This window comes from Agrococcus jejuensis, assembly GCF_900099705.1.
Classification (GTDB): Bacteria; Actinomycetota; Actinomycetes; order Actinomycetales; family Microbacteriaceae; genus Agrococcus; species Agrococcus jejuensis.
In genome coordinates, this window is sequence record NZ_LT629695.1 from 2949635 (window position 1) to 2964331 (window position 14697).

The window sequence follows — 14697 nt, forward strand, 5'->3', positions numbered from 1 at the left end:
CAGAGAGCGCCCGTGCGATCGCTCACCGGCGACCGCCGTAGGCTGGAGACCATGCCGCTGCGCCGCGACCTCGCCGCTGCCCGCCGTCTCTTCCGGAACGGGCTCACCTCCCGACGGAACCGGGCGGAGGTCGCGCGCATCCGAGCGCAGCACGAGACGACGCATCCGGGCGACGTCGAGATCGTCGTCTACTACGCCGACGGCCCCGTCAACATGTACCAGCTGCGCCAGTGGTACGAGCCGCTGCGCGAGCTCGCGAAGACGCACCCCGTCGGCATCCTCGCGCGCAGCCCCGGCGCCGCGCTGCAGCTGTGGCAGGAGACCGACCTGCCCGTGTGGTCGGTGACGCAGGTCGGCGACATCGAGGCGTTCCTCGAGCACCGCGGGCCGCGGCTCGTGCTCTACGTGAACCAGAACGCCAAGAACTTCCAGATGCTGCGCTACGGGCGCATGTGGCACGTGTTCATCAACCACGGCGAGTCCGACAAGATGTACATGACCACGAACCAGTTCAAGGCGTACGACTACGCGCTCGTCGCCGGACAGGCCGCGCGCGACCGCCTCGGCGCGAAGCTGTGGGACTACGACCTCGAGCGCCGCACGCTCGAGATCGGCCGCCCGCAGGCCGACCACTTCGCCGCGCCCGTGCCGTACCCGTCGGATGGGCGACGGGTCGTGCTCTACGCGCCCACGTGGGAGGGCGACCGGCCCGCCGCCGCGTACGGGTCGATCGCGACGCACGGCGTCGACGTCGCCACCGCGGTGCTCGCGAGCGACCAGCACCGGCTCGTGTACCGCCCGCATCCGCGCTCGGGCGTGCGCGACGAGGCGTACAAGGCGGCGCACGAGCGCATCGTCGCGATGATCCAGGCGGCGAACCGCCGCGACTCGAGCGCCCACCACGTCTACGACGACGGCCCGCAGCTCGGCTGGCAGCTCGCCGACGCCGACGTCGCCATCACCGACGTGTCGGCGATGGTCTACGACCGCCTCGCGGTCGGCCGCCCCATCCTCATCACGCGCCCCGCGGCCGAGGAGGCCGACGTCGACGAGCGCGGCTACCTCGGCGCGTGCGAGTGGCTCGAGGCGGGCATCGCCGACCCGCTCCCCGAGATCGACCGCGTCGCCGAGGACGGCGAGGCGCTCGCGCGGCTCGAGCGCTGGAGCACGCACTACTTCGGCGACACGACGCACGGCAGCGCCACGACGCGCTTCCACGCGGCGATCGAGCGGCTGCTCGCCATCTGGGCGCAGCACGCCGAGCGCCACCGCACCGACGCCTTCGAGGTCGAGGTCGACGACGACGAGCCCGCGGTGGGCGAGGAGGACGGCCCGACGCCGTAGCCTCGGGCGCTGCCGAGGTCGACGACGACGAGCCCGCGGTGGGTGAGGAGGACGGCCCGACGCCGTAGCGCCGACCCGACCTACTGCGTGGGCTCGTCGCCCGGCTGGTCGCCCTCGGGCGCGCCGTCGTCCTTCGGCTTCCGCCGCAGGCGCTCGAGCGCTCCGCCGAATCCCGGCTTCCTGTTCGCGTCGTAGCCCTGCTGCATCCGATCCCGCGCCGAGCGGGGGAGGCGCTTGGGCCGCTGCGCCTTCGGCAGCGGCTCGAGGTCGGGGTCGTACCAGGCGGGCGGCGGGCCGAACGCGTCGCGCGCGTTGCGCACGATGTGCCGGCCGAGGATGTGGTTGCCGACGCCGCCGACGACCGCGCCGATGCCGAACGGCAGCGCGCGGCCCAGCATCGACTTGCCGGTCTGCGCCGTCATGCGCTTGAGGAACGCGCGCTTGAGGTAGTCGACGATCGTGTTCGCGACGAAGCCCGACGGCAGCGTCGTCGTGATGAGCTGCCCCCAGAACGCGTCGTTCGCGGCACCGCGACCGAGCGACTGCTCGGTGACGCGGCGCACGAGCGACGAGCCCTCCGAGCCGAGCATGAGCGACATCACGAGCGCCTTCGAGCGCTCGGGGTCGCGCACGTGCAGGCCGTGCACCTCGGTGACGGCCTGCGCGAAGAACGCGCTGGCCTCGAGGAAGGCCACCGTCTCGGCGACCGTGAGGCCGAGGGAGGCGGCGGTGCCGACGCCCGGCGCGACGGCGGAGGCACCGACGGCGGCGCCCGACGCCGACACGGCGGCGAGGTACTGCTTCTCGAGCCGCGCGATGAGCTGCTCGGGGGTGATGTGCGGGTTGCGCCTGCGCACCTCGCGCAGATGGTTGACGACGAGCGGCCGCTGCTTCGCGACCACGGCGTCGATCGTCTTCACGAGCCAACCCATGTCCTGCTGGGCCTGCGGCTCGTGCTGCTGGTGGCGTCCGTCGGTCATGCCTTCCCCCCGTGCTCTCGTGCGTATCGCTCCAGCACATCCTCGATGGGACCGTCCACGACCAGACCCCCCTTGTCGAGGTACAGCCCCCTGGTGCAGAAGCGCTTGAGGTCGCGCTCGTTGTGCGAGACGAGGAAGAGGGTACGGCCTTCGGCCAGCAAAGCCTCGATGCGGCGGTAGCACTGCTCTCGGAATGCCTTGTCGCCCACGGCGAGCACCTCGTCGACGAGCAGGATCGGCTCGTCGAGGCGCGAGACGACCGAGAACGCGAGGCGCACCTTCATGCCGCTCGACAGGTGCTTGTAGGGCGTGCCGACGAAGTCCTCGATGCCGGCGAAGCCGATGATCTCGTCGAACGCCGCGTCGATCTCGGCCTTGGTCATGCCGTGCAGGCCGGCCGTGAGGTACACGTTGTCCTTCACCGTGAGGTCCTGCACGAAGCCGCCGGTGATCTCGATGAGCGGCGCGACGCCGCCGTGCACGTCGACGGTGCCCTCGTCGGGCAGCACGACGCCGGCGACGAGCTTGAGCAGCGTCGACTTGCCCTGGCCGTTGCGGCCGACGACGCCGATGGCCTCGCCCGCCTCGACCCGGAACGTCACGTCGCGCAGCGCCCAGAACTCGCCGGGCCGCGTGCGACGCGCACGGCCGGCGAAGAGGTCCTTGAACGAGCGCCGCGACGAGCGCGTGCGCTTGAACCGGATGCCGAGGCCTGCGACCTCGATGACAGCCATCAGACCTCCTTCAGCACGGCGTGGATGCTGCGCCGGAAGACGAGCGTGCCGACGACGAGCAGCAGCGCGGTCACGCCGGCCGAGATGCCGACGGCCGTCCAGTCGAGCGCCTCGGGGAAGAACGTCGCACGGTAGAGCGACAGGATGCCCGCGAGCGGGTTGAACGCTCCGAGCGTCTGGAGGTTCGCGGGCAGGTCGCCGAGGTCGTAGACGATGGGCGTCGCGTAGAACGCGAACCGCAGCACGAGCTTCACGGCGCGCTCGAGGTCGCGGAAGAAGACCGTGAGGGGCGCGACGATGAGGCCGATGCCGAGCACGAGCGCCGCCTGCAGCACGATGCCGAGCGGGAAGAGCACGATCTCCCAGCCGACGTGGACCTTGTCCCAGCCGAGGGTGATCCCGGCGACGATCGCGAAGAGCGCGAGCACCGGCAGCGATGCGACGAACTCGATGCCCTTCGCGAGCGTGAGGCGCGCGACCCAGATGGTGGGCGGCACCTTCGTCGATCGGATGAGCCGCGCCTCCTTGATGAAGGCGCGCGTCGAGTCCGAGATCGCCCCGCTCATCCACATCCACGGCAGCAGGCCGCCGAGGAGGAAGAGGATGTACGGCTCGAAGCCCACGTCGCGTCGGAAGACGACCGTGAACACGAAGAAGTAGATCGCGCTCATCGCGAGCGGGTCGAGCACCGACCACAGGTAGCCGAGGAACGACGTCGAGTACCGCACGCGCAGGTCGCGCGACGTGAGCAGCCAGAGGCTGTGGCGGTAGCGACGGGCCCGAGACCAGGAGTCGCGGGCGTGCGTCGGAGCGGTCACGCTCGTCATCCTAGGTCGCCGGACACGCAGCGACGCCGGTCGCCACGAGGCGACCGGCGTCGGATGCGATCAGACGTAGAGGTTCGCTCGGTCGAGGTCCTCGGCGAAGTCGACCTCCACCGCGAACAGGTCGGAGATGTCGAGCGGCTGCACGCGGATGCCGGCCTCTGCGATCGCCGTCTCGATGCCGCGCTCGAAGTAGTCCTGCGCGTCGCAGCGCTGCAGGTGACGGATGAGCGTCGCCTTGTCGGTCGACGAGATGAAGTTGATGCCGATGGCCTCGCCGAGGCCGCCCTTGACGACCTTCGACAGCTCCGCGATGTTGCCGCGAGCGTCGAGCGTGTACTTGACCTCCTCGTCGGAGACCTTCGAGGTGTCGACGGCGACGGTCGACTGGTCGGCGGCGACGCGCTCGGCGACGCGGGCGAGCAGACCGGGGTGGAAGACGACGTCGCCGTTCATCCACAGCACGCCGCCGGGCTTCGACGCGCGGAGCGCGCGCAGCAGCGACTTCGACGTGTTCGTCACGTCGTACTCGTCGTTGTAGACGTACGTGTTCTCGGGGAACGCGTCGATGATGTGGTCGGCCTTGTAGCCGACGACGGTGGTGATGCGGGCGTCGTCGAACGCGGCGTGCACGTTCTCGACCTGCTGCTGCATGATGGTGCGGCCGTCGTTGAGCACCGTCAGGCTCTTGGGCAGCGAACGGCCCAGGCGCGAGCCCATGCCTGCTGCGAGGATCACGATCTGCGTGGTCATTGCCTTCTCCAATGCGGTGGTGCGGGACGGCCCCAGGATGGCCTGTTCCCCTGACGTTCACCCAGGTCACACCTGGGAGACACCTCACTGTGCCGTCCTCCAGAGTACCAAACGCTCGTTCAGCAGGTCCAGGACGTGTGGATGGGGATCGTTCCGTGCGCTCGCGCGAGCCCTTGCGTACGCTCGATCCATGGAGCCGGTCGACGGGCAGCAGCACGGCGTGTCGCAGCCGCGCGGGCTGCGTGGCGCATGGCGGTCGCTCGTGTCGGGCCGCGGCGGCGGTGCGTCGCCGGGCGTCCAGGCGGAACCCCATACGGTGGATGGCGTGGGTGCCGGAGATCAGAGACGACCGTTCGCGGAGCTGAGTCCGGAGGAGCAGGCCGAACGTCGCCGCGAGGCGGCGCGCAAGGCTGCCGCGACGCGGGCTCGCAATCGTGCGCGCCAGGCGACGCAGGCGAAGGCCCAGGCGCACGCGCAGGCGGCCGCGCAGGCGGCGCCGCAGCCTGTCGTGGAGGCACCCGAGGCACCCCTCGAGGTCGAGCCCGAGGCGCCCGTCGAGGTCGAGCCCGAGGCGCCCGTCGAGGTCGATGCATCCGACGAGGTCGAGTCGTCGGTCGCCGGCGAGCCCGAGGTCGTCGTCGAGCACGTGCAGACGGCGGAGCCCGAGGCCGTCCCTGAGCCGGAACCCGAGCCCATCGTCGAGCCGGAGCCCATCGTCGAGCCGGAGCCGGAGCCGGAGCCCATCGTCGAGCCGGAGCCGGGCCCGGAGGCCGAGCCGATCCCTGAGCCTGAGCCTGAGCCCGAGCCCGAGCCCGAGCCAGCACCCGCCGTCGACCACCTCGACGACGCCGCCGACGAGCCCGTCGAGGTCGTCGGCGTCCAGTCGGCCGACGACGAGCAGCCCGTCGCCACCCCGGCGACGACCGCCGTGCCCGCATCCGCGAGCACCGCATCCGCCGACCCGTCGGTCGTGCTGCGCCTCTCGGGCGTCACGCGTCGGTTCGGCTCGACGCTCGCGGTCGACGACGTGCACCTCGAGGTGCGCGCGGGGGAGTGCCACGGCATCGTGGGCCCCAACGGCGCTGGCAAGTCGACGACCGTGTCTCTCGCGGGCGGCCTCATGCGCCCCTCGTCGGGCACCGTCGAGGTGGGCGGCGCCGACGTGCGCTCGCGCGGCGTGCAGACGCAGCTCGGCGTCGTGCCCGACCGCATGCGCCTCTTCGACCGCCTCACGGGCCGCCAGCTGCTCGTGCACGCCGCGCTGCTGCGCCGCGTGCCGCGCAAGGAGGCCATCGTGCGCGCCGCGACGCTGCTCGAGCGCTTCGACCTCGCGCCCGACGCCGACCGCCTCGTCTCCGACTACTCCATCGGCATGCAGCAGCTCGTGGGCATCGCCGCCGCCCTCATCCATGCGCCTCGCGTCGTCGTGCTCGACGAGCCGTTCGAGTCGATCGACCCCGTCGCGACCGACATGATCCTGTCGATCCTCGGCGACCTGCGCCGCCGCGGCGGCGCCGTCGTGCTCACGAGCCACGACATGGCGCTCGTCGAGCGCGCGTGTGACCACGTCGTCGTGCTGCAGGACGGCGTCGTGCGCGCGTCCGGCGCCATCGACGACGTGCGCGACGGCCTGAGCCTCGAGGACCGCTTCACCCGACTCGTCGGCTCGTCGCCGCACCAGGAGCTGCCGTGGCTCTCGCCGTCGCTCGACTGAGGCTCGCCGCCGTCGCGGCGCTGCGGCACGACCCTCGCGGGGTCGTGCGCGCCGTGCTGCCGTGGCTCGTCGCGCTCGTGCTCGCCGCCGCGGCCATCGCGCTCGCCGTGCGCTCGACGTTCCCGTCGGTGCTCGCGACGACGCTCATCGTCGTCACGGCAGCGGGCGTCGGCCTCGTCGGGGCGAAGGACGCCGCGCTCGATCCGCGCGCATTCCGCGGCATGGCGACGCCCGGCGCCGTCGCGCTCGGCACCGCGCTCGGCGCGCTCGTCTCGCCCCTCACGGTCGTGGCGCTCGGCGTCGGCATCGCCTGCGGCATCGACCAGGGCACCGGGCTCGCGGCGATCGCCGCGCCGCTGCTCGCCACCACCATCGCGCTCGTGCGGCTCGTCGCCGACGTCGGCGCCGCTCGTGACACCTGGCCCTGGACGGCGGGCGCCGTGCTCGTCGTCGTCGCGATCCTCGCGCTCGCGCCGCTGCTCGGCGGCATCGACGCCGGCATCGCCTCGCTCGCCGCGTCACCCTTCGCCGCCGCGACGGCGTGGATGCTCGTGCCCGAGCGCATCCTCGTCGCCCTCGGCACCGTCGTCGTGCTCGCCGCCGCGTGGCTCGCGATCGTCGCGTCGCGCATGAGCCGCGTCGGCCGCCCGCGCCTGCGCGACCACCTCGGGCTCCTGCGGGCCGCGCCCGCGCAGCCGTGGGCCGTCGTCGTCGCCCGCACCGTCACCGGCTGGGCGCGCGACCGCCGCTACCAGGCCAATGCCGTCGTCATCGTCCTGCTGCCGGTGCTGCTCGCGATCCCGCTCTGGCTCGCCGGCCTGCCGCGCGAGACGTGGACGCTGCTGCCCGTCGGCGTGCTCGCGCTCTTCGCCGGCTGGTCGATCCACGACGACACCGCCTACGACGGCTCGGCGTGGTGGATGCACCTCGCCGCGCGCGTGCCCGGCTGGCAGGACCGCCTCGGCCGCGTGCTGCCGCTCGCGGTCGTCGCCGCCGTGCTGGTGACCGGCGCCGCCGTGCTCGGCGTGCGGCTGCACGGCGATCGCGACCTGCTCGCGCCCGTGCTCGGCGCATCCCTCGCGCTGCTCGGGTCGGCCCTCGCGGTGTCGTCGGTCGTGAGCGCGCGTTGGCCGTACGCCGTCTCGGGTCCCGAGGCGAGCGTCTTCCAGGCGCCCGCGGCGCAGACGTGGACCGCGCCGCTCACGCAGGCGGGCGCGCTGCTCGCGTCGGCGGCGCTGTCGGCGCCGATCCTCGTGCCCGTCGTGCTCGAGGCCATCGACGTGCAGGTGCCCGACTCGCAGTGGGGATGGATGGGTGCGGGCTACGCCGTGCTCGTCGTCGCCGCCGGCATCGCGCTCGGTGGCTGGATCCTCGACCGTCGCGGGCCCGAGGTGCTCGCCGCGGCCATGCGAGACTGAGCACATGAGCGATCCCTCGACCCCCGGCACGCCTGGTGGCACCGACGTGCTCGACCGCGAGCTCGAGGAGCTGCTGCGCCAGGAGCAGGTCGACGACGGCGATCACGACCGCTTCTCGCACTACGTGAAGAAGGAGAAGATCCTGCAGTCGGCGCTCACGGGCAAGGCCGTGCGGGCGCTGTGCGGCAAGAAGTGGACGCCGGGGCGCGACCCCGAGAAGTTCCCGATCTGCCCCACGTGCAAGGAGATCTACGAGGGGCTCAAGGGCGACGACTGACGCCCTCGGGGCGCCCGCGTCAGCGGAAGACCGTCGGGATGACGGGCTCGCCACGAGCGAGGCGCGTCGCGTCGCTCGGCAGCTCGGCGATCGCCGCAGCGCAGCGCTCGCGGGCGGCTGCGACGCCGGCCGCACCGCGGTGCTCGTCGACGATCGCGCCCTGCTGCACGAGCGGCACCTGCAGCGCGCGGCCGATCGACGCATCCGCGTTGCCGCCCACGAACACCGTCTCCTCGGTGGCGACGCCGCCCACGAGGGTGCGCACTGCCGTCTTCTCGCCGCCGTGCGACGCCTTGCCGTCGGAGCGCTTCGCGACGTCGACCCACGAGCCGTCGTCGGCCTGGTGCGCCACGAGCTTGTAGACCATGCCCGCGGCGGGGGAGCCGGAGCCCGTCACGACGCTCGTGCCGACGCCGTACGCGTCGACGGGGCTCGCGCCGAGACCCGCGATCGCGTACTCGTCGAGGTCGCTGGTGACCGTGATGCGCGTGTCGGTCGCGCCGAGCGCGTCGAGCTGCGCGCGCACGCGCTGCGCCGTCTCGACGAGGTCGCCCGAGTCGATGCGCACGCCGCCGAGGCCCGTGCCCGCGACGCGGATGGCCGTGTCGACGCCCTGCTCGATGTCGTACGTGTCGACGAGCAGCGTCGTGCCGACGCCGAGCGCGTCGATCTGCGCCTGGAACGCCTCCTCCTCGCTGTCGTGCAGCAGCGTGAACGAGTGCGCGGCGGTGCCCATCGTGGGGATGCCCCACGCGGCACCCGCTGCGAGGTTCGACGTGGCGCGGAAGCCTGCGATGTACGCGGCGCGGGCGGCGGCGATCGCCGCATCCTCGTTGGCGCGGCGCGAGCCCATCTCGGCGAGCGGGCGGCCCTTCGCGGCCTGCACCATGCGCGTCGCGGCGTTGGCGACGGCGGAGTCGTAGTTGAGCACCGACAGCGCGACCGTCTCGAGCACGACGCACTCGGCGAACGAGCCCTCGACGACGAGCAGCGGGCTGCCGGGGAAGTACGCCTCGCCCTCGCCATAGCCGCGCACGTCGCCCGTGAAGCGGTAGTCGGCGAGCCAGTCGAGCGTCGCGTCGCTCACGACCCGCTCCGACCGCAGGAACGCGAGGTCGGCGTGGTCGAAGCGGAACTGCTCGATCGCATCCAGCAGCCGCCCCGTGCCTGCGACGACGCCGTAGCGGCGCGCGCCCGGCAGGCGACGTGCGAACACCTCGAAGACGCTGGGCCGCAGCCCCCGCCCGTTGGCGAGGGTCGCGTCGATCATCGTCAGCTCGTACCGGTCGGTCTGCAGTGCCGTGGTCACGGGGCAAGCCTATGCATGCCTAGGCTGGATCGGTCATGCATGCGTCGCCCTCCGTCGAGCCCCTCGTTCCCTCCGTCGAGACCCTCGACCCCGCCGACGCCGCCGCGTGGGCGCGGTTCGTCGCGATCCAGCGCGCGCGGACGTACGAGGGCATCGTGCACGACGGGTTCCTCGAGGGGCTGCTCGCGCACCTCGACGGCGAGGCTGCGGAGATCCGCGAGGAGCTCGCATCCGGCGTCGGCCGCTACGCCGTCGCCTGGCTCGACGGCGCGATCGTCGGCGCGGCGTCGTCGACGGCCGTGCCCATGGCGTGGGAGGAGGGGCTCGGGTTCGGCCCCGTGCCCGCCGAGCGCGCGCTCGACGCCCTCTACGTCGCACCGTCGGCGCACGGCTCGGGCCTCGCCGACCGCCTGCTGACGCTCGTGCTCGACGACGCCCCGACGATGCTGTGGCTCATCTCGGGCAACGAGCGCGCCCGCCGCTTCTACGAGCGCCGCGGCTTCGCGATGTGGGGCGACGAGCACTCCACCGGACCGACGTGGAACCACGTGCCGATGCGACGGATGCTGCGGGCCGAGGCGCCCGCGGCCCGCGGCTAGGCTGGTCGGCGTGCAGCAGCGCCCGATCGGAGTCTTCGACAGCGGGCTCGGCGGCCTCACCGTCGCCCGCGCGCTCATCGACCAGCTGCCGAACGAGTCCATCACCTACATCGGCGACACCGCGAACGGACCCTACGGCCCGCGCTCGCAGGACGACGTGCGACGCCTCGCGCTCGCCGCGCTCGACACGCTCGTCGAGCAGGACGTCAAGATGCTCGTCATCGCCTGCAACACCGCATCCGCCGCGATGTTCGACGTCGCGCACGAGCGGTACGAGCAGGGGATGGGCATCCCCGTCGTCGAGGTGATCCAGCCCGCCGTGCGCGCGGCGATCCGTGCGACGCGCACCGGCGCGATCGGCGTCATCGGCACCGTCGGCACCATCGGCAGCCACGCGTACCAGCGCGCGTTCGCGACCGCGGGCATCCACCACGTCGACGCCGAGGCGTGCCCGCCGTTCGTCGACTTCGTCGAGTCGGGCGTCACGACCGGCGACGACGTGCTCGCCGCGGCCCGCGAGCACCTCGAGCCGCTGCGCAGCGCCGGCATCGACACGCTCGTGCTCGGCTGCACCCACTACCCGCTGCTCGCAGGCGCGATCGGCTACGTCATGGGACCCGACGTACGCCTCATCTCGAGCGCCGAGGAGACCGCATCCGACGTGTATCGCCGGCTGTCCGACACGGGGCTGCTCGCTCCGCCAACGACGCAGGCCACCTACGCCTTCGAGGCGACGACCGAGGCGCAGGAACCCTTCCTGCGTCTCGCTCGTCGCTTCCTCGGCCCCGAGGTGACGCACGTCGAGTTCACGCAGACGGGGGTCATCGAGCTCCCGGAGAGGATCTGACGCATGGCACGCAAGGACGGCAGGACGGCGGATGCGCTGCGCCCCGTGACGATCGAGCGCGGTTGGTCCGCGCAGGCCGAGGGCTCCGCGCTCATCTCGGTGGGGAGCACGAAGGTGCTGTGCACCGCGTCGGTGCAGCCGACCGTGCCGCGCTGGATGGCGGGCAAGGGCAAGGGCTGGGTCACCGCCGAGTACTCGATGCTGCCCCGCTCGACCAACGAGCGCATGGACCGCGAGTCGGTGAAGGGCCGCATCGGCGGCCGCACGCACGAGATCTCGCGCCTCGTCGGCCGCTCGCTGCGCGCCGTCGTCGACATGAAGGCGCTCGGCGAGCTGTCGATCGTCGTCGACTGCGACGTGCTGCAGGCCGACGGCGGCACGCGCTGCGCATCCATCACGGGTGCCTACGTCGCGCTCGCCGAGGCCATCGAGTGGGCGAAGGCGCAGAAGCGCATCCCCGCATCCGCGAACCCGCTCATCGACTCGGTGTCGGCCATCTCGGTCGGCATCGTCGACGGTGCGCCGATGCTCGACCTCGCCTACGTCGAGGACTCCAAGGCCGAGACCGACATGAACGTCGTCGTCACGGGCCGCGGCCTGTTCGTCGAGGTGCAGGGCACCGCCGAGGGTGCGCCGTTCGACCGCACCGAGCTCGGTGCGCTCCTCGACCTCGCCACGGGCGGCTGCGACGAGCTCGCCGCCATCCAGCGCTCGGTGCTCGCATGAGCGGCGCGCTCGGTCGCGTCGTCGTCGCGACGCACAACGCCCACAAGGTCGCCGAGCTGCAGCGCATCCTCGCCGAGGACCTGCCTGGCGTCGTGCTCGAGGCGTACGAGGGCCCGGAGGCCGTCGAGGATGGCGTGACGTTCGCCGAGAACGCGCTCATCAAGGCGCGCGAGGCGTTCGAGGAGACGGGCGTGCCCGCCATCGCCGACGACTCGGGCATCGCCGTCGACGCGCTCGACGGTGCGCCGGGCATCTTCTCGGCGCGCTACGCGGGCACGCGCGACGACCGCGACAACCTCGAGCTGCTGCTCACGAACATGCAGGGCGTCGCCGACCGCGGTGCCGCCTTCGTGTGCGCCGCCGCGTACGTCGACGGCGAGCGCGAGCTCGTCGAGCTGGGCGTGTGGCGCGGCTCGGTGCTCGAGGCTGCGGCCGGCGAGGGCGGGTTCGGCTACGACCCGATCTTCCAGCCCGACGACGCCCCCGTGTCGGCGGCGGAGCTGACGGCGGAGCAGAAGGATGCGCTGAGCCACCGACGCCGTGCGTTCCGTGCGCTCGCGGCGACGCTCGCGGCTCCAGCCGTCTCGCAGGGCTAGCCTCCTCGCATGCAGACCACGGCCGTCGAGGACTACGTGAAGGCGATCTACGCCTACACGGAGTGGCAGCCCGAGCCCGTCACGCCGTCTCGCCTCGCGACGAACCTGGGGCTCGCGGCGTCGACCGTCACCGAGATGGTGAAGAAGCTCGCGGCGCAGGGGCTCGTCGACCATCGGCCGTACGGCACGATCGCGCTCACCGACGAGGGGCGTGCGCTCGCGCTGCGTCAGGTGCGCAGGCACCGCCTCATCGAGACGTGGCTCGTCGAGCAGCACGGCTACTCGTGGGACGAGGTGCACGACGAGGCCGAGGTGCTCGAGCACGGCATGAGCGACCGACTCGTCGAGTCGATCGCGCACGCGCTCGGCGATCCCGAGCGTGACCCGCACGGCGACCCCATCCCCGCGGCCGACGGCACGACGCGGCAGCCGTCGGCGACGCTGCTCGCCGATGCCCATGACGGCTACCTGGGCACGGTCGTGCGCATCTCGGATGCCGACCCCGAGCTGCTGCGCTTCCTCGCCGACCAGGGCGTCGAGCTCGACGAGCGCATGCGCTACGTCGGCCGCGGCCGATTCACCGGCGGTCTGACGATCGAGGTCGACGGTGCCGAGCACACGGTCGGCGACGACGTGGCGGCGTCGATCTGGCTCTCGGCGCCGTGCCAGGAGACGTCGCACCACCACGAGGGCTGACCGACGTTGCCCGCGATCTCGTGCTCGTGCACGGTGCGGGGCGGGCAGGCACCGCAGCGTGGCGACAGCGATGCGCTGGGGATGCCGGTGCTGCGCGCGTGGTGCTGCCCGGTGCTGGTCACCGGCCGCACGACCTGCCCGCGTTCACCGACGTGGTCGAGCGCATCGCAGGCTGAGCGATCCGTCGCTCGACGGAGGCGGGGCGCGTCCGGCGCCCGTAGCGTCGACCGTATGGACCCCGTCTCGATGATCATGGGCGGCGCGATCGCGTCGATCTTCTGGATCGCGATCTCGGCGAACCGTGCGAAGCCCGCGCCCGAGCCGTGCGCGCGGGAGCACGTCGACGACTGAGCGCGGCGGGACGGCGCGCCCGGGGAAGCGTCAGAACGGTGCGTCGGAGGGCGGGGCAGCGCCATGGCCCCGGGTACCGTCGTCAGGTGGCGGGATGACTCCTTCGCGTGGAGCTGCCTCGACGAATCGCGGTCCGATGGGCGGTGGTCGGTCGACGTAGTCGTGGCCGAGCGGCGAGCGCCAGTGGAGCACGCCGGGCGTCGGTTGGCTGACCGTCCAGGCGGTGGCGTGCTTGAGGGTGTGGTGTCGGCGGCAGAGGTGGGCGAGGTTGCCCAGCGAGGTGCTGCCGCCGTCCTCCCACGCGATGGTGTGGTCGGCGTCGTCGTCGCGAGCCTTGGCGCCGCAGCCGGGGAACCGGCAGTGCTGGTCGCGGGCTCGTAGGAGTCGGCGCTGCGCCTCGGTGGGTGCGTGGGTGTCGACCTCGACGACGGTGCCTCGGATCGGGTCGGTGAGGAGGCGCTGCCAGGTGGCGGCGACGCCGGCGAGGATGCGCGCCGTATCGGCATCGACCGGCTGCGCACCGTCGAGCGATCCGGGCGCCGCGCTCGCACCCGTGAGCGTCGTCACCGGCATCGACACCTGCACGATGGGCTTGATCGTCGACAGCAACCCCGCGTGCTCGACCTCGGCGCCGCCGGGCGTGCGCTCGATGGTCGGCTGACCGGAGCCGGCGAGCAGCAGCTCGCAGAACGCGTCGGCCTGCCACTGCTGCATGCTGCGCGGGTCGTCCTTCGACTTCGCCTTCGCACCCGCCCGGAACCGCGCCTGGATGCCGTGCGCCAGCACCGATGGCACGAGGGCGCCGATCCACGACATCCCGTCGTCGAGGTCCTCGCACGTCACGCGACGGTCGTCACGGGCTGCGCGATGGCGTTCGACGAGCGGCTCGGTCAGGTGCTTGTCGGCCTCTCGGCGGGCGACCTTCTTCACACGGGCAGGCGTGGTGGTCTCGGCGAGCGTCACCATCGCCGTCTCGAACTCGGCACGCTGCTCCGGAGTCACGTCGCTGCTGGCAAGCACGCCACCGGCCTCGGTGATCGCCCGCACGTGCCCGCGCCCGATCCGGCCCTCGGCGAACGCCTCGAGCAGCACGGGCCAGGAGTCGACGAGGGTCATGGCGTCGCCGATCTGCCGCTCGACGGTGCGATCGGACACGCGAGCCTGCAGGCCGATCTCGGCGGCGACCACGCGCATCTCCATCGCGATTCGCTCGCTCGACCGGCCACCCGAACGCTCGACAGCGAGATGGCCGAGGGATGCGAGGAGGCGGAGGCGGTGCGCCTCGAGCGCCTGCATGCCGGCGTCGACCGCGGTGAGCTGCGACAGGGCGTTGGCTTGGGTGGCGTCGAGCGCGGCAGCGTCGGGACCCTGTCCCGTGCCTGCGATCTCCTGCGCCATGTCCTGACTCTGCCACCAACCACTGACACGAAAGGCGGCGGTCGCGGGCTGGGTAACGAGGGTCGGGTGCCCCTTTCGAGGCTCGCTTCGCTCGCACCGCAAGGAGCGGCTCGGAGAAACGACGGAGCGAG

Annotated in this window: 15 protein-coding genes; 9 read left to right on the forward strand and 6 right to left on the reverse strand. The window is 72.4% G+C overall.

The window, feature by feature from the left end; genetic code table 11:
• The first annotated feature begins 51 nt into the window (after positions 1-51).
• A complete protein-coding gene (locus BLQ67_RS13925) occupies positions 52-1344 on the forward strand; it encodes a CDP-glycerol glycerophosphotransferase family protein (protein ID WP_092506030.1) in 1293 nt (430 codons plus the stop codon).
• 80 nt (positions 1345-1424) lie between these two features.
• On the opposite strand, the gene BLQ67_RS13930 is transcribed toward BLQ67_RS13925, so the two are convergent.
• From BLQ67_RS13930 to BLQ67_RS13945, 4 genes are read right to left on the reverse strand one after another with little or no spacing between them, the layout of a single operon-like run.
• On the reverse strand, positions 1425-2324 hold the full coding sequence (locus BLQ67_RS13930; RefSeq protein ID WP_092506032.1) for a hypothetical protein: 900 nt from the start codon (positions 2322-2324) through the stop codon (positions 1425-1427).
• Positions 2321-3058, reverse strand: coding sequence for an ABC transporter ATP-binding protein (locus tag BLQ67_RS13935; protein WP_172802340.1), 738 nt, complete (start codon positions 3056-3058; stop codon positions 2321-2323). The genes BLQ67_RS13930 and BLQ67_RS13935 overlap by 4 nt, the downstream gene beginning before the upstream one ends.
• Positions 3058-3885 carry an ABC transporter permease gene (locus BLQ67_RS13940; RefSeq protein WP_092506034.1) on the reverse strand — a complete coding sequence of 276 codons (828 nt, stop codon included), beginning with the start codon at positions 3883-3885 and terminating at the stop codon, positions 3058-3060. The genes BLQ67_RS13935 and BLQ67_RS13940 overlap by 1 nt, the downstream gene beginning before the upstream one ends.
• A gap of 60 nt (positions 3886-3945) precedes the next feature.
• Positions 3946-4635 carry a phosphocholine cytidylyltransferase family protein gene (locus BLQ67_RS13945; RefSeq protein WP_092506036.1) on the reverse strand — a complete coding sequence of 230 codons (690 nt, stop codon included), beginning with the start codon at positions 4633-4635 and terminating at the stop codon, positions 3946-3948.
• 190 nt (positions 4636-4825) lie between these two features.
• Between BLQ67_RS13945 and BLQ67_RS16740 the strand changes: the two genes are divergently transcribed.
• From BLQ67_RS16740 to BLQ67_RS13965, 3 genes are read left to right on the forward strand one after another with little or no spacing between them, the layout of a single operon-like run.
• Positions 4826-6349 carry an ABC transporter ATP-binding protein gene (locus BLQ67_RS16740; protein WP_197674610.1) on the forward strand — a complete coding sequence of 508 codons (1524 nt, stop codon included), beginning with the start codon at positions 4826-4828 and terminating at the stop codon, positions 6347-6349.
• Positions 6325-7767: a hypothetical protein gene (locus BLQ67_RS13960; protein WP_092506037.1), complete on the forward strand. Its 1443-nt coding sequence runs from the start codon at positions 6325-6327 to the stop codon at positions 7765-7767. The genes BLQ67_RS16740 and BLQ67_RS13960 overlap by 25 nt, the downstream gene beginning before the upstream one ends.
• Positions 7768-7771: 4 nt before the next feature.
• Positions 7772-8044: a DUF3039 domain-containing protein gene (locus BLQ67_RS13965; protein WP_092506039.1), complete on the forward strand. Its 273-nt coding sequence runs from the start codon at positions 7772-7774 to the stop codon at positions 8042-8044.
• Between the two features lie 19 nt (positions 8045-8063).
• Here the strand turns inward: BLQ67_RS13965 and BLQ67_RS13970 are convergent, their stop codons facing one another.
• Positions 8064-9353 carry a nicotinate phosphoribosyltransferase gene (locus BLQ67_RS13970; RefSeq protein ID WP_269457086.1) on the reverse strand — a complete coding sequence of 430 codons (1290 nt, stop codon included), beginning with the start codon at positions 9351-9353 and terminating at the stop codon, positions 8064-8066.
• Positions 9354-9388: 35 nt separating this feature from the next.
• Here BLQ67_RS13970 and BLQ67_RS13975 point away from each other — a divergent pair, with 35 nt between their 5' ends.
• Genes BLQ67_RS13975 through BLQ67_RS13995 form a run of 5 tightly spaced genes read left to right on the forward strand, consistent with a single transcriptional unit; the run spans position 9389 to position 12817 of the window.
• Positions 9389-9952, forward strand: a complete 564-nt coding sequence (locus BLQ67_RS13975; RefSeq protein ID WP_092506041.1) for a GNAT family N-acetyltransferase — start codon at positions 9389-9391, stop codon at positions 9950-9952.
• Positions 9953-9962: 10 nt separating this feature from the next.
• A complete protein-coding gene (murI, locus tag BLQ67_RS13980) occupies positions 9963-10799 on the forward strand; it encodes a glutamate racemase (protein WP_092506043.1) in 837 nt (278 codons plus the stop codon).
• Between the two features lie 3 nt (positions 10800-10802).
• The gene (gene rph, locus BLQ67_RS13985) at positions 10803-11525 is read left to right on the forward strand and encodes a ribonuclease PH (RefSeq protein ID WP_092506045.1); all 723 of its coding nucleotides are present in this window, start codon (positions 10803-10805) and stop codon (positions 11523-11525) included.
• Positions 11522-12121 (forward strand): RdgB/HAM1 family non-canonical purine NTP pyrophosphatase, encoded by a 600-nt coding sequence (rdgB, locus tag BLQ67_RS13990; RefSeq protein WP_092506047.1) that lies wholly within the window; start codon positions 11522-11524, stop codon positions 12119-12121. The genes rph and rdgB overlap by 4 nt, the downstream gene beginning before the upstream one ends.
• A gap of 9 nt (positions 12122-12130) precedes the next feature.
• Positions 12131-12817, forward strand: a complete 687-nt coding sequence (locus tag BLQ67_RS13995) for a metal-dependent transcriptional regulator (protein ID WP_092506049.1) — start codon at positions 12131-12133, stop codon at positions 12815-12817.
• 381 nt (positions 12818-13198) lie between these two features.
• Here the strand turns inward: BLQ67_RS13995 and BLQ67_RS14000 are convergent, their stop codons facing one another.
• Entirely contained in the window at positions 13199-14566 is a 1368-nt protein-coding gene (locus BLQ67_RS14000) for an HNH endonuclease signature motif containing protein (protein ID WP_092506051.1), read from the reverse strand.
• Between the last annotated feature and the right edge of the window lie 131 nt (positions 14567-14697).